24 protein-coding genes and 1 pseudogene are annotated in these 19,355 nt (G+C 62.6%); 4 read left to right on the top strand and 21 right to left on the bottom strand.

All coding sequences use genetic code 11. From position 1 onward, the window contains the following. Positions 1-57 precede the first annotated feature (57 nt). Together NDI86_RS21640 and NDI86_RS21635 are read left to right on the top strand one after the other, a co-directional pair. Positions 58-876 carry a ParA family protein gene (locus NDI86_RS21640; protein WP_310902357.1) on the top strand — a complete coding sequence of 273 codons (819 nt, stop codon included), beginning with the start codon at positions 58-60 and terminating at the stop codon, positions 874-876. Then, positions 873-1,244, top strand: coding sequence for a DUF7970 domain-containing protein (locus NDI86_RS21635; protein ID WP_310902356.1), 372 nt, complete (start codon positions 873-875; stop codon positions 1,242-1,244). Before NDI86_RS21640 ends, NDI86_RS21635 begins: the two co-directional genes overlap by 4 nt. A 193-nt stretch (positions 1,245-1,437) precedes the next feature. On the opposite strand, the gene NDI86_RS21630 is transcribed toward NDI86_RS21635, so the two are convergent. Then, the gene (locus NDI86_RS21630; protein ID WP_310902355.1) at positions 1,438-3,141 is read right to left on the bottom strand and encodes a tyrosine-type recombinase/integrase; all 1,704 of its coding nucleotides are present in this window, start codon (positions 3,139-3,141) and stop codon (positions 1,438-1,440) included. Positions 3,142-3,363: 222 nt separating this feature from the next. Between NDI86_RS21630 and NDI86_RS21625 the strand changes: the two genes are divergently transcribed. Further along, a complete protein-coding gene (locus tag NDI86_RS21625) occupies positions 3,364-4,068 on the top strand; it encodes a DUF7344 domain-containing protein (RefSeq protein ID WP_310902354.1) in 705 nt (234 codons plus the stop codon). After that, positions 4,058-4,972, top strand: a complete 915-nt coding sequence (locus tag NDI86_RS21620) for a tyrosine-type recombinase/integrase (RefSeq protein ID WP_310902353.1) — start codon at positions 4,058-4,060, stop codon at positions 4,970-4,972. The genes NDI86_RS21625 and NDI86_RS21620 overlap by 11 nt, the downstream gene beginning before the upstream one ends. A gap of 76 nt (positions 4,973-5,048) precedes the next feature. Here the strand turns inward: NDI86_RS21620 and NDI86_RS21615 are convergent, their stop codons facing one another. From NDI86_RS21615 to NDI86_RS21520, 20 genes and pseudogenes are all read right to left on the bottom strand, one after another. Then, entirely contained in the window at positions 5,049-5,531 is a 483-nt protein-coding gene (locus tag NDI86_RS21615; protein WP_310902352.1) for a hypothetical protein, read from the bottom strand. Positions 5,532-5,580: 49 nt separating this feature from the next. Next, the gene (locus NDI86_RS21610) at positions 5,581-6,549 is read right to left on the bottom strand and encodes a hypothetical protein (RefSeq protein ID WP_310902351.1); all 969 of its coding nucleotides are present in this window, start codon (positions 6,547-6,549) and stop codon (positions 5,581-5,583) included. Between the two features lie 3 nt (positions 6,550-6,552). Further along, entirely contained in the window at positions 6,553-6,942 is a 390-nt protein-coding gene (locus NDI86_RS21605) for a hypothetical protein (protein ID WP_310902350.1), read from the bottom strand. Next, complete coding sequence (locus NDI86_RS21600; protein ID WP_310902349.1) at positions 6,939-7,715, bottom strand: hypothetical protein; 777 nt, start codon at positions 7,713-7,715, stop codon at positions 6,939-6,941. Before NDI86_RS21600 ends, NDI86_RS21605 begins: the two co-directional genes overlap by 4 nt. Before the next feature lies 1 nt (position 7,716). Then, positions 7,717-9,108, bottom strand: coding sequence for a baseplate J/gp47 family protein (locus tag NDI86_RS21595; protein ID WP_310902348.1), 1,392 nt, complete (start codon positions 9,106-9,108; stop codon positions 7,717-7,719). 38 nt (positions 9,109-9,146) lie between these two features. After that, positions 9,147-9,506 (bottom strand): hypothetical protein, encoded by a 360-nt coding sequence (locus tag NDI86_RS21590; protein ID WP_310902347.1) that lies wholly within the window; start codon positions 9,504-9,506, stop codon positions 9,147-9,149. Between the two features lie 12 nt (positions 9,507-9,518). Further along, complete coding sequence (locus tag NDI86_RS21585) at positions 9,519-10,118, bottom strand: hypothetical protein (RefSeq protein ID WP_310902346.1); 600 nt, start codon at positions 10,116-10,118, stop codon at positions 9,519-9,521. Beyond that, a complete protein-coding gene (locus tag NDI86_RS21580) occupies positions 10,115-11,098 on the bottom strand; it encodes a hypothetical protein (protein ID WP_310902345.1) in 984 nt (327 codons plus the stop codon). Before NDI86_RS21580 ends, NDI86_RS21585 begins: the two co-directional genes overlap by 4 nt. Next, positions 11,099-11,473, bottom strand: coding sequence for a hypothetical protein (locus NDI86_RS21575; protein WP_310902344.1), 375 nt, complete (start codon positions 11,471-11,473; stop codon positions 11,099-11,101). Between the two features lie 3 nt (positions 11,474-11,476). Then, entirely contained in the window at positions 11,477-13,264 is a 1,788-nt protein-coding gene (locus tag NDI86_RS21570) for a phage tail tape measure protein (protein ID WP_310902343.1), read from the bottom strand. Positions 13,265-13,415: 151 nt separating this feature from the next. Next, entirely contained in the window at positions 13,416-13,883 is a 468-nt protein-coding gene (locus NDI86_RS21565; protein ID WP_310902342.1) for a hypothetical protein, read from the bottom strand. A 28-nt stretch (positions 13,884-13,911) separates the two neighbouring features. Continuing rightward, positions 13,912-14,289, bottom strand: coding sequence for a hypothetical protein (locus tag NDI86_RS21560; protein ID WP_310902341.1), 378 nt, complete (start codon positions 14,287-14,289; stop codon positions 13,912-13,914). An 8-nt stretch (positions 14,290-14,297) separates the two neighbouring features. Then, positions 14,298-15,659: a hypothetical protein gene (locus tag NDI86_RS21555; protein ID WP_310902340.1), complete on the bottom strand. Its 1,362-nt coding sequence runs from the start codon at positions 15,657-15,659 to the stop codon at positions 14,298-14,300. A gap of 39 nt (positions 15,660-15,698) precedes the next feature. Next, positions 15,699-16,301, bottom strand: a complete 603-nt coding sequence (locus NDI86_RS21550) for a hypothetical protein (RefSeq protein ID WP_310902339.1) — start codon at positions 16,299-16,301, stop codon at positions 15,699-15,701. Positions 16,302-16,329: 28 nt separating this feature from the next. Beyond that, on the bottom strand, positions 16,330-16,779 hold the full coding sequence (locus tag NDI86_RS21545) for an HK97-gp10 family putative phage morphogenesis protein (RefSeq protein WP_310902338.1): 450 nt from the start codon (positions 16,777-16,779) through the stop codon (positions 16,330-16,332). Position 16,780: 1 nt separating this feature from the next. Continuing rightward, the gene (locus NDI86_RS21540; RefSeq protein ID WP_310902337.1) at positions 16,781-17,182 is read right to left on the bottom strand and encodes a hypothetical protein; all 402 of its coding nucleotides are present in this window, start codon (positions 17,180-17,182) and stop codon (positions 16,781-16,783) included. Between the two features lie 11 nt (positions 17,183-17,193). After that, positions 17,194-17,592 (bottom strand): hypothetical protein, encoded by a 399-nt coding sequence (locus NDI86_RS21535; RefSeq protein ID WP_310902336.1) that lies wholly within the window; start codon positions 17,590-17,592, stop codon positions 17,194-17,196. Between the two features lie 13 nt (positions 17,593-17,605). After that, positions 17,606-18,652 carry a hypothetical protein gene (locus tag NDI86_RS21530; protein ID WP_310902335.1) on the bottom strand — a complete coding sequence of 349 codons (1,047 nt, stop codon included), beginning with the start codon at positions 18,650-18,652 and terminating at the stop codon, positions 17,606-17,608. Positions 18,653-18,654: 2 nt separating this feature from the next. Continuing rightward, positions 18,655-19,158, bottom strand: coding sequence for a hypothetical protein (locus tag NDI86_RS21525; RefSeq protein WP_310902334.1), 504 nt, complete (start codon positions 19,156-19,158; stop codon positions 18,655-18,657). A 2-nt stretch (positions 19,159-19,160) separates the two neighbouring features. Then, positions 19,161-19,355: pseudogene (locus tag NDI86_RS21520) on the bottom strand (hypothetical protein); the annotation flags it as partial.

Here is a 19,355-nt window from a genome sequence, read left to right as displayed (position 1 = left end):
AGCCTGAGTGTGTTGTCTGACGAGGCTTTATGACTAAACAGACCCCCACGTACCCCCATGCTCACGTACACGCTGTACTCGGAGGCGGGCGGGGTCGGAAAATCGACGCTCGCGGGGAACTTGGCGGTCGCGCACCGTCGCCACGGTCTCGACGTCCTGCTCATCGACCTCGACCCGCAGGATGCATCGGTCAGCGCGCTCTTCGGCGTCGACGACGAGCGCGGCGAGGATATCGACTCCCTCGCCAAGCACATGGTCAGCGAAGACTACGCCGACGGTCCTGTCCGGGACCTCATCCGAACGGCGGAGGGCGTCGACATCATCCCGAGCCACAACACGCTCGAACAGCTTCCGGAGTGGTTGATACGCGCGAAAATCCGTGACGGCGACTTCGAGCCCGCCGAGCAGCTACGCGATGTACTCGGTCGGAACGACGTCCACCAGGACTACGACGTGATCCTCATCGACCCGCCGGCGACGAGCGGGCAGCACGTCTACAACGCTGTGTTCGCAACCCGCCGGCTTGTCGTCCCGCTTGAACTCTCGGGGAAGGGCGACCGGTCGATTGAGGGTCTCGACGATATCGTCGCTGGCCTCGAGGACCAGCTGGACATCAACGTCGGCGCGGAGGCAGTCGTCCCGATCGGGCTTTCGAATCTCTCGGCGCACCGGCGGTACTTGGACGAGATACAAGCGTCGAGGTACGACGTCCCCGTCGTGATCCGCGACCGGGAGTCACTGTTCGGCGGCTGTTGGGACCAGGAGTGCTCAGCGTTCAAGTTCGTCGAGGAGCACCGCTCGCCGCAGCGCGACCACGAGATGGAAACGGTCGAGAAGCTGGACGACCTCGCCGCCCGCCTGGAGGCTGTGGCATGAAGTCCGGAAGTGGGGCAGACGACCCGTTCGAGGACTTCGACGATGACGACGAGGACGATGCTTCGACCGACGAGGAAAAGGCGACGGACGTTGACCTGGACTCGGACACCAAGGACGCCGACGACGACGGCCTGCCACGAATCTACGAGCGGTCGTCAGTGAAGGGCGAACGGCCCGAGGTCATACAGTTACACGTGCGACAGCCGACCGTCGACGCTGAAGAGCAGGCGTTCGACGACGTCAAGGGCCGGCTGGAGAACAAACGCGTGTATCTCACTGACTTCCGTGAGGCGGCCTACCTCGTGGCGCTGGAGCACTTAGATGAGGTCGAAGCGAAGATGTCTGAGTGGGGATACGACAACGAGTGATAACCATCTGGTATCGCTGAGTGCGGAATCCATATAGCGCTCTATAGTTTATAGTCTCTGAGACACCGGGTTCCGAGTTACTTCGACCCCTTGGCTTCGACTGCGGGAATCGCAGGACAGCGACGGTTTTCGATGGTAGAGTAGTGCCAGATTACCAGATAAAAACAGTGATTTGGCCACGTGGGCCCACGGCCTACTCCGACGCCGCAGCGTCCAGGGCCTCGTCGAGCGACGGCATGTCCCGATGAACCAGCCACAGGCCGATTCCCGCAGCGATAATCGCTGACAGAACTGCGGTCGGCTCACCGGCGACCACGTCCTGGAAGATACTGTTCATGATCAGCAGCGGTATCGCCACACTGAGGATGGCCAGCCAGCCGAGGAGGACACCAGCGAGCCGCGGGCGGGACGGAGGATAGTCCTCTAACCCCGGGTGTATCGTCATCGCAGCGTGCTTCGTCGACGTCCAACGCTGCGCAGCCTCGCCTACCGTCGCCGAGGCCCACCCGACCAGCCCGGTGACACCGAGCAGGCTGGAGACGCTGTCCCCGCCAGTCTCGTGAGCGTCCTCGAGGGCCTCGGCCTTCACGATGTAATCGTCAATCTGCTCGAACAGGTCACGCTCGGTCTTGATTTGCGCCTCCAGCTTCCTGATTGTCCGCAGCTCCGATGCGCTGACGTCCCCGTCCAGGAGCATCTGTGCGAGGTCTTTTTCGCCGGCGTCCCGCGGGTCCTGCATCGTCTGCTGGAAGGTCGCTTGCTCGTCGTCGAGGTCGTGCGTACACCAAATGCAGCTGTCGAGTCCCCGAGTCGTCCAGTCGCCACAGCTCGGGCAGAGAACCGGAGCCGTGTCGGGCGACTCCTTGATGCCGTCGACGTCACGACCGCGGCACATGGCGACGTTCACCTTGGTCGCAGCGCTGTTCGCAGCGATGTAGTGCTCCGGAGCATCGGAGTTCGGCGACCAGTTGAACCGTTGTCGGAGGTCTCGCTCAGAGATGTACGGCTGACCGGCTAAGACCGAGGCCGCCGACCGGCGAAGGTGCTGACCGGAGTAGTCCTTTTCGAGCTCGGCGCGGTCGCCCGCGACAGTGAATCGCTCGGCCATCGCTCCGTAGCAGAGGTGCTTGTTTTTGTTCAGCTTCGTCCAGATGAACGTCTCGGGCCCCATCGACGCTTCGGGGTCGTCGTGCACTGGATGCTCTTCCTCAATCCACTTCCGCAGCATCGCCGACCCGACGACCAGGATGACCGACCGACGGTTCGTTTTGCCTTCTGGCTCCAGCGTGATCTCGGCGTGGTCGTCGAATATCTCGACGTTCTTCCGCTGCAGCGTGTACAGCTCGCTCATCGGGCGGAAACCCGCCGACCACTGCGTGAGAATCAGGGCTTTGTCCCGGAATGAGTCGACCTCGACGACCATCTTGATGGCGTCGGAGTACTCGACGATGTTGCTCGGGAGTGGCGCCGGGTCCTCTTCGACGTGTGCGCCGGGCTCGATCTCCTCGAAGCGCTCCGGCAGCTCGCCGAGGATGGTCTCGGCGAACACTCGAATCGTCGAGAGGTGACCCTGGAGACTGTAGCCACCGTAGTCCTGTGAGTGAATCCAGTCGGTGATCTGGTCGAGCGCTTGTTCGCCCTCGTCCCCGTCTTTCAGACAGGCGGCCAGTTGTCCGGTTTCTTGAGCGTACACGAACAGCCGGGACAGTGTGTTGGCGTGATGGTACCAGCCGCAGCGGTCGTTGTGCTTCCGGTCTCGGGTCAGCTGCTCATCGTACTGGATGAGAATGTTTCGGTCCTCGGGAGAGAGGCTGTCGTCCCGCTTCTCCGGGGGACCGGCGACCAACTCCCGGAACGTTTGGACCCGGGCTTTGGCGTAGTCGGTATCGAGTGCCATACCAGGTGGTAATATCTACTCCGGTTAAAGGTTTAGGGAGGGATTTAGAATATCTAAACCTGAGACAGCGTTAGACATGAGGTTTGGACATAGATTATATAAAGGACTGCTTAGAAACACAAGCATTTAAGTAGGAATATCCAATACCAGTTGGTAGGCGCAGTAGGCCAGATCAGAAACGGGCCCGGTGTTGAAGGCACCGAACCCTGCGCCATCGCTACGATGACGGCAAACGATAGAAACGACACCGCGAGTGATAACTCTGGTGTCACACGAAGCGACTTAGACGCACAGACAGTGCTGGACTACGTCCGGCAGAAGCAGAACGTAACCGTCGACGGCCTCGCCAAGCGGGCCGGCGTCACGAAAGACGAACTCCGCTGGACGCTCGACGAACTCCAGCAGCGCGACCTGATCACGGTCGAACAGGGTATGCGGGCAGTCCACGTCCGGCCGACCGACGACGTCGACGACAGCGTCGCCACTGACGGCGGCGTGTTCGGGAAGCTGCTCGGCGCCGTGTCAGCTGACCAGCCCTCGATAGACATGGTCGAGCAGGACCTCTACGAGTGCCTGGCCGACCAGCGTCGACGGCGGCTTATCAGGTTCCTCGCAGGGCTGTACGACGGCGACGAGCTGACGTTCGTGGAGGTGTCGACCCTCGCCGAAGCTCTCGCCGGAGCTGAGAACGCCGGCGACCTCGTGACCGACGACGTCCACCGCAACTACGTCTCGCTCGTGCAGGTTCACCTGCCGCTGCTCGATCACTACGGCCTCATCGAGTACTACGAGCGTCCCAAAAAGCTCCGGTCGACCGAGGACGCCGTCGAGGTCGCGGACCTCATGGCGACGATCTCCGAACTGTGTGACGGCGAGGAGTGGTACGACGCTGACGCACGGGGCACCGAGGAGGACGATGGTCACTGAGAGCAAAGAACTCGCCCTGGACGACCGCGAGTTCGAACTGTTTGTCAGGGCCGCGCAGAACCTCGACTGTGACCTCCGAAGCCAGGAGACCGTGTTCGTCGCGTTTGTCTTGGGTCGCCTCGGGTTGCGGCCAGGCGAGCTCTGCCACATCCACTCCGACTGGATCAACTGGCGGCGACGAATGATCGAAATCCCGGCGCACGACCCGTGTGATAAGGGAAAAGACGGCGGACTCTGTGGAAGCTGCAAGCAGGCCGTGAGACAGAAGGTGGATTACGCGAAGATGGATCTCGCTGAGGCGAGGATGGAAGTCCTCGACGACGCCGTCGGCGACAAGTTGCCGAGGCACGTGAGGAGCCAGATTCAGGGAGTCCACTTCGCTGCCGTCGAGGGCGACCTATCCGAAGACGACGTCCAACGTCAGCTGGACGTCCTCCTGGAGTCAGCTGAGGCTGTCGGGAACCGCGACGCCGTCCTCGATGCGCTCGACAACGCAGCCCACGAGTACATGCAGGACGAAGTGATCACCTTCGACGAGGCCGAGGCGCTCGAATGGAGCCCGAAGAACCCGAACGCATCCCGGGACGTCCCGTTCGATTTCGACGCGAGAGCCGAACTCGTCGTCGAGCGGTTCTTCGACAGGTTCGAGCGCTGGCCCGAGTCGCAAACGACCATCAACCGCAGGGTCGACACGGTGCTACAGCAGGTCGATGGCTGGACCGTGGACAAGACGACACCCCATGGGCTGAGAGCCACTGCAGCGACGCACGCGTCGGCTCGTGGCCTCTCACCGCTCCCACTACAGGCGATGTTCGGATGGAGCGATATCAGTACGGCCAGGAACTACGTCGCAGCGTCATCACGGAATACCCAACGGCAGCTCCACCAGATCTACTCGCAGTAGCGCTGCCGCTGGTCACCTGCTGAATTTTTTGAAGAGCGAACCACTCGGTAGCTCTGACCGCGAAGAAACAGCGGAACTACCGGGGTCGGATGCCGTCGACGGACTTCGACCGGTCGATGTCCAGCAGCTCGTACGCCTTCTCGACGCCGGGACCGACATGCCAGTCCACGCCGGCGTAGTGATCACGCGGCCGGCGCCACGGATTCAACTCACGATGAGCTGAGATGCCGACGCCGTCGACGTGAGGCCACAGCCTGAAGTGGTACTGAATCTCGCCGAGGAAGCCCTCGGGACGTAGCGCGTACGTGCCTGCTTCGTAGGCCCGGCCCTCCGAGGTCTCGTGGTACTTGAGCGTCGCCGTGTTGACGGGGTAGACGTTGTCGACGTTAAGCAGCTGCCGGCGGACGTCGTCGACGGTCGCCTCCAGGACGACGCCGGCGAACCCCCGCGTCTGGAGTGGCTTGCTGAACATGATATCCCGTCCGAACAGGCGGCGCTCGTTGCGCTCGAGGACAGGGAGAGCGATGCGTCTCAGTGTGATGAGGTCTGGCCAGTACATGGGTTCCTTTCAGAAGATTACGGCTGATGACTGAGAGCGGTCTGACTCATTACTGCACAGGACTCCAACGAATAGACACAGCAGTATCTGCATTGTCGACATCGAAACTGCTGTTGTTGTCAGTCACTTGGATCTCATATGCCTTCCCAGATGTTAGAACGAAAGAGAACGAGAGAAAAACAGTTTGGAAAGCTGAAGCAGATGCTTGGTCGAAGAATCTGGGCTCAATTGTTGTGGAGTCCGTTACGTTCTGCAGCCTCACTCGCAAATTATCCCCACTTGACCCCGGAACCATTCGCACCATGGCCAAGATTTCGTACCTGCCACTTTTGTCCGGTACGAATTCTGTGCTACTGTTGACCTCATTTCTATTATCTTCGTCAACTGTATCGAAGGCATTTACATAGCTGCCGGCAGAGACTGAGGTTAGGCTTGATGAGCGCGATAGCTTGACATCCGTTTCCCCGGTAATTGAGTTTTCAACTGTACTGACCGAATCGCTGTCGAACGCACCGACGTTCGAGATGTCCTGTCCATTCGCGTCCAGGGCGGCCGCCAGCCGCTCGATATCTGCGTCCCCGAGCGTGACGTCCGGCCGCCGGTTCAGCTCTGTGGCAGTGTTGTTGTTCGTGTCCAGTTCCCCGATCTTCAGCGAGGCGTCGGTCGGCGGAGTCCCGGTCGTGTTGACCACGATCTCCGGCGCATCGTCCGTCGCGACGTTTGGTTTCACGAAGACGTAGTTGACGGCGTTGTCCGTCAGCGTCTTCCCGCCTCGAGCATCGAGATGGATGCCGTAGTCGATTCGGTGGCGCAGCTCGCCAGTCGTCGCCGCAGCTGCATCGGGAGCGAGCGTGTAGCACTTCCCTTCCGTCACGTCGAAAACGAGGTTTCCGTAGTCGACGTTCTGGAAGTTCAGGCCGTACTCGACGTAGTCGCTGATGTTCTGTCGGCCGCCCCATTCACCGAAGTTCTCTGCGTCGTTCGGATCGTCGTTCTGTGGAAAAGTGTGGTCAACCATGGTTTACCTCGTGATGTCGATCGGGATGGTGAACTCCTCGGTGTGGCCGTTCTCGATGGTCACAGCAGCGAACTCGTCGATGACTATCATCGTCGGATTCGCATCGGTCTCGCCGGCGAACACTGCAATCTCCGTGATTTCAGTGCCGGCCGGAACATCTTGATCGCCGGTAACCGTGATGATCGCCTCGAAGGCACCGGTCGCGTCCGTCTCGATGAACACGACGTCTTCTGATGTCTGGTCTGCGCGATACTCCTCTGCCGTGAGACTCGTAGCCCCTGTGCCCTCGTTGCCAGCTCCTGTCCCGACGGCGATTGCGTCGATCTCTTCGGAGTTGAAGCCGAGCGCCGCGTCACTGAGCCATTCGAGTCCGTTGTCGGTGATTGTCGTCATAGTGTTTCACTACCGAGAGTTCCGCTTCCGAGGTTCGTCCAGGACGTGCCGTTCGCAGACGGCAGCCCGAGTGTGATATCCCCGAGCGTCGCGTTCCCCAACGGCGCACTGATCAGGTCCGTCGTCGTGTCGCCACCAGCAGCGACGAACGCAGCTGCTGCCAGCGTGTTCCGGATATCCTGAACCAGTGTGCTCTCACCGGTCATCGAAACCGATGCAGATGGAGCAAGGTTGTGGATGCCGAGCGCGATTGTCGAGTCGGTCCTGACGGCGAGACTGGTTGCCTCGCTGTAGTAGTGGAGTGGGTCACGGCGCTGGACCACTGATGGGTCAGCGACGTTCGCCAGCGTGTGCACCGTTCCCGTCTTGTGAGGTTCCCAATCGTACAACTCGACTTCGTACCGGTTCGCATCGAAGTCCTCGACGAGGCCGATATCGTCTTTGGTTGTGAGTACACCCGCAGCGACCGCTGTGCGCAGCCCGGGCGGTGTACCGCGACCGGAGTAAGCCGGGATCAGCGACTGGAGAAACTGCCGATAGGAGTCGTCATCACGTCCACGACGTCGGCCGAGAATCCCGAAGTCTGCGCCGATGAGGTCAAGCTCGTTCCCGGTCGCGTGGGCGACCTGATGCGATTGCTGGACTGAGTCGAGGTCTGCATCCAGCCCATCGACCTCGTCCTGGTGAGCGTCCAGCCAGGCACCGAAGTCAGTATCATCGTCGTACGAGGGGAACGCTGACGGGAGCCGTTCCTCAAGAGTTCGGTCTGGCATCTTAGTTCACCGTGACGGTCACCGCGCCGGGCTCGGCTTTCTCCCGGTCGCCGACCGCGATATCGTCCGGGACTTCGTAGTCGACCTCGAAGTCCTCGCCATCATCAGGTGTCGACCCACCGACCGACCAGTCGATAGCATCCTGCTTTCCGTCACCCGAGTCGTCGACCTCATCGTAGTCCGTGCCGTTCACGTACGCATCGCCGCTCGCGTCGTCGACGTTGGCGACCGAGTCGGACACGATAGGTGTCTTCTCCAGCGTATAGACAGATGTCCCGGTCTGGTAGGTGTGGACCTCATCGACAACGGTGACGGTCAGCGAATCGATACCGTCGATATCCCGATCGGCAGTCATCGTCGTTGCGACCAGCTGGTCGCGGACAACATCCTCGCTGATTCCGAGTCCGGTCAGGTAGTCGTTCAGGTCACTTTCGACCTCGGCGGCGTCAACGTCCGTCCCGTCGACGGTGACGTCCAGGTTGATCGTGACCTGTGTCGGCCTGACCAGGTTGTGCGAGACCGCGACTGGCCGGAAGTCGTCGATAGATGACTGCGCGTCGCCATCGGACGGTCCACCGTCGATGATGACGTCGGCGTAGATCGGGTCGGCGTTGGGGAACTCGTCGACGATGACGTCACCCTCGTCAAGGCCGGCGTACTCGGCGACAAGTGCGCCCTCGAGTCCGCCTTTCGTCCCGCCACCGCTGGTGGTGATGAGGAAGTCCTTCGCTCGCTCACGGAGCTCGCTGTTAGACTCCTCGGCCTCGCCGCCGGTCGTCGCGGTCGCGTTGTTGACCGGAGGGTCACCCTCGACACCGGGGGGCGGGGATGGGATGTAGGTGATGGTCGACGAGCCGACGTTGTACTCAGGACCACGGTTGATGGCCTGGATTTCGGCATCGACTTGTGTGTTACCCGCTGCGGGCGACACCTCCTCGGTAGTCTCGAAGGGGATGTAGTCGCCGTCAGCGTCCGGCTGCGTCCCGACTACCGTCCCTTGTGGGATGGTCGCGGCGTCCGACGTCGTCTGGAACGTCACGGTCCCGGTTGCGAACGAACCGGGATCTCGGAAGACGCCGTTTCGCTTCGCCAGCTCGTCCAGGTCGCTATCGGACTGGAACGAGTTGAGGAGGTCCAGGTCGACCTTGTCCGGATCGAGGTCAAGGTCTTCGAGGTCCTCCTCGGTGATGGTCTTGCCCGCGTAGTCGATCCGTGCGGACAGCTGTACACTGAGGGCTTCGTGCTGGCGTTCCCGGAACTCCGCAGCGAAGCCGTCGTCGGAGATCGCCTTCTCGGGTGAGTTCGGACTGAAGTTCGTTATCGAACTCGCCGAGGCGATTGCCGACTTGAGTCGGTCGTAGATTGAGGTTTGGTCTTCTGGTTGGAGCGTCATGGTCGGTTCTCGTCTCGGTCAGTCGTCCTCGAGACCGGTCAGACGGTCAGAACGTACTCGCCGCGCTCGCCGGTGTTGGCGACCAGCGTCATGGAGACCTCGGCGGTCGCCTCCTGGTCGTCGGACTCGGTCACCTCGATGGGTGGGACGATCCGTCCTACGCGGCCATCGCGGTTCGCAACGCGGCGTAGTGCTATCTTCACCTCTTCGGCGAGGTTCGGTGTCAACGGCTGGCCGCGCTTTTCGTCGAGCTCCTGGATGGTACCGAACGCGAGGTCGCGGCCGAGTACATCGAAGCCGTCGATGACCCCGATAGAGCCTGCCTGGACGTGGAAGTCCCAAAGGTCCTCGAAGGCGATGCCGGTGCCGAGAGCTTCGGCAGTTGTGGGTTCTGGCATGGGTTAGTGTGGTCAGCTCGATTCGACGTCGGTGCTGCTCGCAACGACTGTTCCGACCTGCGTGCCGGAGCCGTCCTCGACGGCGTCGCCGTTACGAGCGATTGGTTCCAGCGTCCCGTCCGGGTCGCCGAGCCGGATGGTTCCGCTGCTGTCGACCTCGACGACCAGGTCGGGCGAACCACCATCACTCGGCGTCAACGCCAACCGTCCGAACGAGCCGTCGCCGGCGAGCTCGACCTCGACGTCGCCGCGACGGACGCGGACGTCACCCTCGTCACCGAGAAGGGCCCGGTCGCTGTCAGCGTCGCCGTAGAACACTTTCGTGACGAGTGGGCGTTCGCCGTCTCCGGCCTCATACTGGACGAGCACGTGGTCGCCTTCGCGCGGAACGACGATGGAGCCGTCTGCCGGGACGCCGACCGGTACACGGTGATGCTCCCGAACGGCGTTGTTCCCCGGTGGGATCTGGACGTCCACCTCGTGGTTCGACGAGTCGTCACTCGACGAGTGTGTGTAAACGTCGGTGACCTCTCCCCGCTGTGGGAGGTTGATCTCTTCCCGGACGATGGAGAGGATACGAGCACGTTCCGTGTCTTCGAGTTCTTCGGTCATGGTGAGATGAGGCCGCCGAGTGTAAGTCGCGTCACGAAGCCGCTCCGGTCGTCGATAGTCTGCTCGACCGCACGGACAAGGTAGGTCTCGCCGCCGAGGGCCGGTGGAACCGAGACATCGTCGAATGGACGTATGTCTTCGCGGCCAACAACCTCGACCCACCCGGACTTCTGCTGTTCGTCGAGGCGCTTCTTCAGCGCCTTGGCGACATTCTCGGCCTGCTGTTGGCTCTGGATGTCGTTGTCTCGGAACTCGAAGACGGGCTGTCCAGACCCGGCCGTCGCGATGATCGGTTGGCTGGACAGGAGGTACCGGTAGCCCAACCCGCGCCGGGACACCGCCGAGGACCCGATGACGCGCACGGACTGGTACGCCGGCGTGCGCTTCCCTGGTGACGCATCACGGATGAACTGGAGGTCGTGCGACTCAGTTTCGCTGGCGATGGTTTCTGTCACGACGACCACGTTCTCGGCGGTCGTCCACCACGCTGCATCACCCCACCGAGCGACCTTCTTCAGTACCTTGTCGCAGCGGAGCCCATCGAACTCCGGAGAAACTCGGACGGTCGGCAGGTCGATAGCCCCGGCGACGCCGGCTTCGTCCAGCGCATCTTGGGCGATGCTGCCGATGTCGGCTCGGTCGTAGCTCGCGGTGATGGTGTTTCGCTTCAGGTCAGCGACGGCGTCGTAGGCCTCGATGCGGACTCGGTCGCTGATCCCCTCCTTCGAGTTCCGTATCGTCCCGGAGAACATCGTGGTGCCGCGGATCGACACATCAACCGGTATCGACTCACCGATCTCCTCCTCGGAGAGGACAGTCACGGCCATCTTCGCTGCCGTGTTGTATCGGTCGGTGTTGTACGTCAGGCCGGTTTCTATCTCTGTCCCGCGGTTTCGAGTGCCTGAGCCACCAGTGACGATCGGGTAGTCTCGGCCCTGTACAGAGACGTGACCGTAGACCTTCTCGGTGGCGACCGGCACTCACACCACCTCTGTCAGTGAGATATTGTAGCTGTAGCGCCACCCGTTCTCGTCCAGAGCACCTTCGGGGTTCGTCCGAACGTCGTCGACGTAGACGTCCCCGGAGTGCCGGGAGTGGCGGAGCTCCACGACCTCTCCGTTCAGGTTGTCGAGTGCATCCGCAGTCTCCTTGTAGCAGTCGCCTCGGAGTGTCCAGTCCCGGGCTTTGCGGCCCATCGGCTGGATGACTGTCGTCGCATCGTCGTTCTCATCGACCGGCAGGATTTCGTGTTTGGCTGCTTGTCCTGAGCCGCTGCTTTCGAGCTGCGGATGCTCGAAGGCGAACGTGATGTCGCCGAGCCGTGCGGTGGCCCGGTCATCGTTGCTGAGACTCATGGATTAGAAGCCCTGAGCGTCCTCCCGCGCTCGTGAGTCGCGGTTCGCTTTGCGGATTGCTTCCGAGACCGTGCGCTCGACGTCGGTCGCGCTGGCGCCACCGAAGTCAGCACCACGGAAGTCGTAGTGGTTCTTCGCTTCGTTCTTCGTCTGCTCGCTCTCTGTCTTCTCCTCCTGCTCGCCGCCCTCATCACCGCCGCCCGACTTGAGCGCGTCGAGTTCGATGTTCTCCTGGATGTTCCCGAAGTCGATGTTGACCCCGGGGATGGCGTTGACGACGTTCATCGCCCAATCCATGAGGTCTCTGATAGCACTTACTGCCGTGTCTACCCACCCGAGAACGTTGGAGACGACATCGTTGACCAGCCCGGAGAACCACCGGAACATCTGCCCGGCCCAATCGATGATGCGGCCGAGGTTGTCGATGGTCCAGATCAACACACCGAGCGGGCCCAAGACCAGGGCGATGGGGCCGAGGATATCGCCTATCGCCTTGATCATGGCGTACGTGATCTCAATTCCGAACTCCACGATCTCGACGAAGCCGTTCCAGGCTGCGGTGACGACGTTGATGATGTCCTCCCACCAGCCGAAGTACGTGATGATGCCGACGACTGCACCGATCACTGCCGCGATAGCGAGTGCCGTGCCTGAGATAGGAGCTGTCAGCGCCCCTATCGTGCCAGCAAGCACAGTACTCGCGGCGGCTGCTACGCCTGCAACCCCACCGTACACCGCGACTGCTGCGGTGTAGATGGCGAAGGCACCGGCCGCTGCGAGCAGTGGCTTCGGGATAGCTGCGAGTAGACCAGCGAAGTACCCGATGAGGTCGAGAGCCACCGACAGTGGTGGAAGGATCAGTTCGAGTATCGACGTACCGAAGCTCCCAATCGCTGCGGTCGCTCCGATGAGGCTGCCAGCGAAGTTCCCGAGCTCGGGAGTTAGCGCGACCGCCTGCTCCCTGAACCAGGCTATCATCTCGGGGATATCCTGAATCACGCCACCGAGCCCTTCGAGCTGTCCGCTGAGTGCTTCAACGGTCATCCCGATTTCGTCGAAGATGACCGGGGCGGCCTCGAGGACGTCCGCACCGAGAGCGGAGCCGAGCGGCATCAGTGTGTCCTGGAGCTCGGCGATGCTCGTAGCCGCAATCCCGGTGAGTTCGACCAGGCCTTCCAGCCCGGCCATCGCGAACTCCGTCGACGCCATCGTCTTCAGCGGGGCGATGGCCTCGCTCATCGACGCCTTCAACTCGTCCATGATGGCCTGCATCGCTTCCCCGGAGTCCGCGAACTCCGAGGATGCAGCGGCCATGTTCTCGGCTTTCCGTTGGAGGCCGGCGCCGGCGATCGCGGCGATCCCGGCCGCGGCTCCACCACCTGCAGTGGCGAGGCCGCCGAGTGCGCCCCCGAGTCCGATGAGTGGCGGCACGACCCCGGCAGCTATCGGGCCGAGGGAACTGATGCTTCCGCGCAGCGGGCCGAGGGAAGCGGCGAGTCCGGCAGACGATGCCGACGCCGCCCCCATCGATCCGCTGAGGGTTTGGAGCTCAGCAGCCGACTCCAGCGACTCGTCGCCGAGCTCGTCGACCGCTCCTTTTGCAGTGTGGGCACCGACGGCGAGTTCCATCGCATCGTCGTCGACGGCGTCGAGCGCTTCGCCGAACGCGCCGAACTCCACACTGGACGCTGCCGCTGCGGCGCCGGCGGAGTCTGCAGCTCCAGCGATACCTCTGAGTGAACTGGATATCGTGTCGCTCGCCAGGAGCGACACGTTCAGTGCTTCGAACATACCTAACTAACCTGAGTTGTTTTTACGCCGGCGCCGGCGCTCTTCGCGGGCAGTGTGAAGGAAAAGGTGCTGCGGGAGAGTCAGGTCGCCAGCGCCGCTGACGCCTTTCATCCCGAACATCTCGATGTCTTCCAGGAGTGCGAGCCCTTCGTCACTCCGTGCGAAACCCTTCGATCCCTTCAGTCTCGCCGGAGATGGCGAGGATCAGGAACGAGGTTGCGAAGAACTGCTTGTCTGGCCAGTACTCCAGGAGGTCCCGAGTCTCTCCGTCGGTGATCTTCGAGTGGTTCAGATGCTCGACGATGAACTCCTCCATCGCCGCCACGGCGTCCGCTGTCATCGCTGCATCCGTGGGTGCGTCGTCCGGCTCGACCTCGCTGATGTCGTCGAGAGACGATATCTCGGACGCATCGATTTGATCACGCTTCTCGTCGGCCTGGCTCTGCATGTAGTCGACGAGCTCGTCCGGCAGCGAGTCGATGAACTCGTGACGGCGCTGGCGAGCCGCCCGGCGCATCTCGTAGGTGATGGTGCCGTGGCGTGTTTCGACGATGTACGGTTTGCCGCCCGATTCCTCCTCCAGTACCTTGTTCAGGACTTCGACGTCTGAATCTGTCATGTGTGAATGAGTCTCCAGCTACTCCAGCTCAGAACGGCACCATCCGCTCGCCTTCCCAACTGATGCTCACGTTCGACTTCCCGTCGGGGTGGGACTTCTCGATCGACGTGATGAGCACGCCCATCATCCGGTAGCCGCCGCCGACGTCGGTCTCGCGGAAGATGAGGCGGTGCTTGTCCTCTCCTGCCTCGATGAGCTTCTGTTCGAGGTCCTTCTTCGTGCCGTCGTACTCCAGGTCCCCCTCCGGGTACCTCGAGGAGACCCCACGGTCGGGGTGCTTGCTGTCGTCGAAGTTCGATTCGGCCGTCTCTTGGGTCCACGTCCACCCCTTGTCGGTGACAGGGACAGTATCCCCATCGATGACGAGGTCGACGTCGTCTCCCATCTGGTTACGGTTTGCACTCATGGTTCACCTCACGCGATTGTGATCGTCGCCTCGAACGTTTCGACCGCCTGGATGGGCGTGACACCCATCTCCAGGGCGATGGTGCCCTGGTTGGAATCCGCTTCGCGGACGAACAGGTTCGTTTCGTCGGACGTGTTCTGCTTCAGGAGACCGTCGCTGGCGAGGTCTTCGAGCTGTGCCTGCGCCTCTTCGGCGGCGATCTCTCCGGTGCCCGAGTTGTCCAGCTGGCCGCGGATGGCCTGCCCGATGGCACGCACGATGAGAGCGCAGCGGTCGATGACACGCAGCGTCTGGAAGTCGACCTCCCACAGCTCCGTCTCGTCGGTCGACAGTGTACCGTCGACGGTGATGGCGCCCTCGTACTTGAGGGGCATCACGTACGCGTTCCGAAGGTTCGAGCGCTCTCCGTGCGTGAGCCGACCCTCGTCGTTCTTCCCCGTCTCCAGGTCGACGCCAGTAATCGGCTCGTTGTAGATCGGGTTCTGAAGCGAGTTGCCCGCAGCGAGACCTCCGACGGCGCCGAGGACGGTGTCGGTCGAGTCATCCTGGCGTGCCGGTGCGATTGCGAACCCGGCGAGCGATGTGAGCGCGTCGCTGTAGTTCGCCGTGTCGAAGATGGGCGTCGGCGGCGTCTCGCTGGAATCAGCGTTCGGCTGAGCGCCAGCGAAGGCCTTCACCATCTTGTAGTCCGGGTCTCGCAGCGCAGTTGCCTTCGAGAACAGCGTCGACGCGACGTCTTCGCTTTCGGTGAGGGCGACGTAGACACCAGACTCGCCCTCGTTCAGCACCATGTCGGCGCTGTCGAAGGCGCTGGACCAGTCTTCGTACTTGTAGTCGATGTTGTAGTTGTCAGCTGCGTCGGCGACCCACTCTCCCGTGAAGGGGTTGATGTAGATCGTGTCCGCAGCCGGCGACAGATTCGTTAGGTCGGTCCCGGTGACGTAGTGGAACTCGACGTCGAGCTCGGTCGCCGTGTCGTCTTCGACCGTGATCTCCGCGGTGTCCTCGACGAGCGGGACGTTCCCGATAGCCGAGCCAGCCGAGGAGTCACCAGCGTCACCACCGCCGGTGATATCTTCGTCGGTGACCGACGTCCGGGCGACCCCGACCCCGTAGAGGTAGCCGGTGTTCGCGCCGTTTCCGATGGCGTCTTGCAGCCCGCGAGTGAGCTCGGAGTCGTCTCCGAACTCGCTCTCAGCAGAGCCGGTTGACGTCACCGCCGTCGGGTCGTTCGTCTGTGCGTTGCCGTTGTTCGTGTCGCCCCGTCCGAAGATGACGAGCTTCTCAGCTGCGCCGACCTCGATGCCTTGAATCGAACCGGCTTCGAGGATGACCTTCGTCCCGGGCGTCGCGTCGTATGTTACCGTCATGTGTCGTGGTCGTGATAGTTGTCAGTCGGTGCGCCTCGGTCAGTAGTTCCAGACGAGCTCATCGTCCGAGTCGCCAGTCTCCATCTCGTCGGAGTTCGCCGTGGCGACCGTCGTGATCTGGTCGTCCGTCGTCGTCGCCTGGTCGTGGAAGTGCACCATCAGGTCCTGTCGCCAGCGCCGAGCAGTCATCTCGCCGCCAGTGTCGGGCTCCGGACGACCTTCCCCGACGCGGAAGTGAGTGATGGCGTCGACGACACCGCCGTCGCCATCCGGAAACTTACTCAGTTGACGCTTGCTGTCGAACGGGAGCAGCGCCGTCTCGAGGTCGTGCCCGAGTTGCTTCTCGTCGAGGTTGGGGTTCCCGCCGGCGACGTAGATATCCAGCTGGACCTCCATCTCCCAATCCGCCTGGAAGATCCGACCAGTCCGGTCACCGTTTGCATCGGTCGTGTAGCCGACCAGGTCGGAGTCGTGGGCGTCGGAGCGTATCCGGCCGACTGGCTGGATGACGACCACAGGCTGTTTCAGCCCGGCATCGCCGTGCTCCCAATCGCCGAGATGGTTGATGTACGACCCGCCGGTGAACTGGTTGGAGTTCTGTAGTGCCCGGCCGATAGCTTCGAGAGCTTCTGTTGGAGTCATGAGAGGACCTTCTCCGTGCTGCTACGCATCACTCGAACGCCGCCCGGAGGACGGTGTCAATCTCTTCTTCGATGTTCTCGACGAGGTCGCTCTTGTGCTCCTGGAGTGCCGGCCGAAGGAACGGTTGGGCCTCTGCTGGCCCAACCGATTTCCTGAACAGCACCTCTCCGTCGACCTTGAACCGGAGGTACCCGTCATCAGCTACCACGGGCCCCCGCCCGAACTCGACGTCGGGCGCGTACGGAACGTTCGTGCCGACGAGGTACTCCCCCTCGCCGACCTTCTGCGTGTCAATTTTTCTCCGGAGGTTCCCCGTATCAACGGGGACCTTCTCCCGAGCCGACCGCTCGATTTGCAGCGCGGTCGTTTGCACCCCGGCGTCGACAGCCGGGCCGATGAACTTGGCCGCCTCGTCCAGATGAGTCGCAAGGAGCTGGAGCTTCGCGGCCAGCTGCTCGAACCCATCGAACTCGGTCATGTTAGAAGTCCACGGAGCTGACGCGAGCCGTACCAGTTCCTTCGTCGGCGTCGGACACCTGGATGGAACCCTTCGTCTCGTGGTAGATGTTCTTGAGTTCGTGTGCGAACTCCATCACATCCTCACCAGACCCGCCGGCGAAGACCTCTGACGTGGCGTCCTTCGGGTGTTCTGCACCGACGACCAGCAAGTAGCTCGCCCACGCGTTCGCAGCGGTCGCGTGGAGTGCGCCGGCGCCGGGAATCTTTCTGCCGTCGTAGACGTCGGCTTCCAGCTTCTCTTCGGCCGACTCGGCCGCTTCGAGCTTGTCGTCCGTCGTCCAGGAGTCTGGCTCCGGGCCGGTCAGCGGGATGTCCGCGAGCTCATCGATGTACTTCAGGTCCGACTCATCTTGGTAGGGCATCAGCCACTACCTCAGGCGTCCAGGTGAGCCTGGATCGTGCCGACGGCCCCGTTACGGTCGTCGCCACCCTGTTCTGCCTCGAGGATCGCGCTGATGGCAGCCTTCGAGTAGTCGCCTTCAGCGATCTCCTCGTCGAGCTCGTCGATGGTGTACTCCGAGGGGTCGATGGGCGCTTCCGACGTCTCCGCATCCGACTCTTCTGCGTCGTCGGTCGACGCCTCAGTGGCCGTTTCATCGGCGGTGTCGGGTTCGTCTGCCGTCTCGGCCTGCCCGAGCGGCCGCAGCGAGTCCCCGAAAGAGTCGAGTTCGGACTCGGTCGGTTCGATGACATCACCGCGTTCGACCTTCTCGACCTCGTTTCCGTCCGAGCGATACAGCAGGGTGCCGGTGTACTCGTAGCGTTCAGGCATCGAGTATCACCTGTTAGGGCGCCAGCCCGGTCATGTGGGCGACACCCATCTGCCCGGCTTCCGTCGACGCGAGCTGGAGGTTCATGCCACCGAAGATCTTCATGTGCAGGGTCCACCCCGACGGGCTCTCCCACTCGATCGGCATGACTTCCTCGGCGACACCGAGCTCGACGACATCACGCGTCGGCTGGAAGAGGATCGCCTCGCCTTCCGGGACGTGCTTGGTCGGACGGATCTGCTCGACCTCCTCGCCGAGCTCTTCGAGGATCCGCTCCCGCATGTTCGTGTCTCCGGGGTTGCCGGAGCCGAAGTCTGCGATGATGCGGCGGAGGCGCTGGTACTCGTTGCGGTGGACGTACGCCCAATAGCCGCCGTCGTCGAACTCGTCGTCCTCGAGCGCCTCGACTCCCGTGAGGAAGTCCCCGCGGATGTCTTCGGCATCGGTCGTCCCGTCGTACCAGTTCGAGCCGGTGACCTGGTTCCGGTCGGGGTGGTTCGTGAAGCCGAACATCTCGTGACCGTCGATCTGGCGCTTCCAGCCGTTGACGAAGTACTGCTCGAACGTGGAGTTGACCGAGCGCGTCGCCTGGCTCGGGACCTTCGTGTCGAGCGAGTTGCCCGGGCCCTGACGGCTGGCCATCAGAAGCCGGCGGTCGATCCGCCAGTCCTTCCAGACACACGGCAGCGGGACACCGTCCAGCCCGTAGCCGGGGTCTTCCTCGTTGCTGCTGCCTTCGGGATTCATCCCGATCTCGGCGTCCTCGCTGATGTCGCCCATGGTCTGCCACCGGGAGACGAACGTGGCGAGACTCTCCTCGGTCGTGAGGCCTGCGGAACGCAGGTCGTTGACGAGGTTGATCTGCTGGTTGCGGTTCTCGATGACGACGTCCTTCAGCCGCTTCCACTCCTCGTACTCGAGTGCGCCGTCGGCGATGAGCTCCGCTCGCTCCTCGTCAGACGACGCCATGAGGTACTGGAACCCGCGGTCGCCAGTCCCGTCGGCGAAGAGTTGCTTTGCGCTCTGGACTTCCGTGCTGCCGGTCTGCTGTGCTCCAGACATTGTTAGATGGCCTCCCACACGATGCGGGCCTGCGTCGCAGACCCGGAGTTGTCGACGTCTTCACGAGCTCGGCCGACGACTGCGCCGGGCGAGTCGCCGTTGCCGGGGTCGTACTTCCGGAGGGCGCCGTTGCCGTAGGAGACGAGCAGGTCGCCCTCGCTGATGTTCGCGTTCGTTGCGACGTCCGCGCCGGCGCCGGCGGCGTTCGAGCCACCGAAGACGAGGCCGAGAGAGCGGTTGAACCGCTTGAGCCCCGCGGCGAACATGTACTCGCCGTTCGCGTAGGCGTCTTCGACTGCCTCGGCGGACGTCGTCGGGTCGCCGGAGTAGGCGGCCTTCGTCGCCACCAGCGGCTCGGCTGGACCCGCAGCTGTCGCGTGCTTCTTGAACTGTTCGTAGTCGCCGTTGGCCGGCTCGATGAGGTGGCCGGGTGTGATGGACTCGGTCGCCTCGCCTTCCTTCTCGTCGGCTTCGGGACCGCCCATCACGATCTTGTTACTCGTCATGCTCACTCACCTCCCTCGTCGTTGCCGCTGAGCTCCGCGACGATCTCCTTGAACTCGTCGGCGTCTTCGTTCCCGCCGGCGCCGGCGACCGCGCTCTGGCGACCGACCGACCCGGGCAGCTGTGCAGCCGACGTCGTCGTCGCCTGGTCGTGCAGCTGCTCGAGCACGGACTCGGACGAGGCCATGAGGTCCTCGCG

This window comes from Haloarcula onubensis (genome assembly GCF_031624605.1).
Lineage (GTDB): Archaea > Halobacteriota > Halobacteria > Halobacteriales > Haloarculaceae > Haloarcula > Haloarcula onubensis.
The sequence above is the reverse complement of the archived record's forward strand: the minus strand, read 5'-3'. Positions and strand labels throughout refer to the sequence as shown.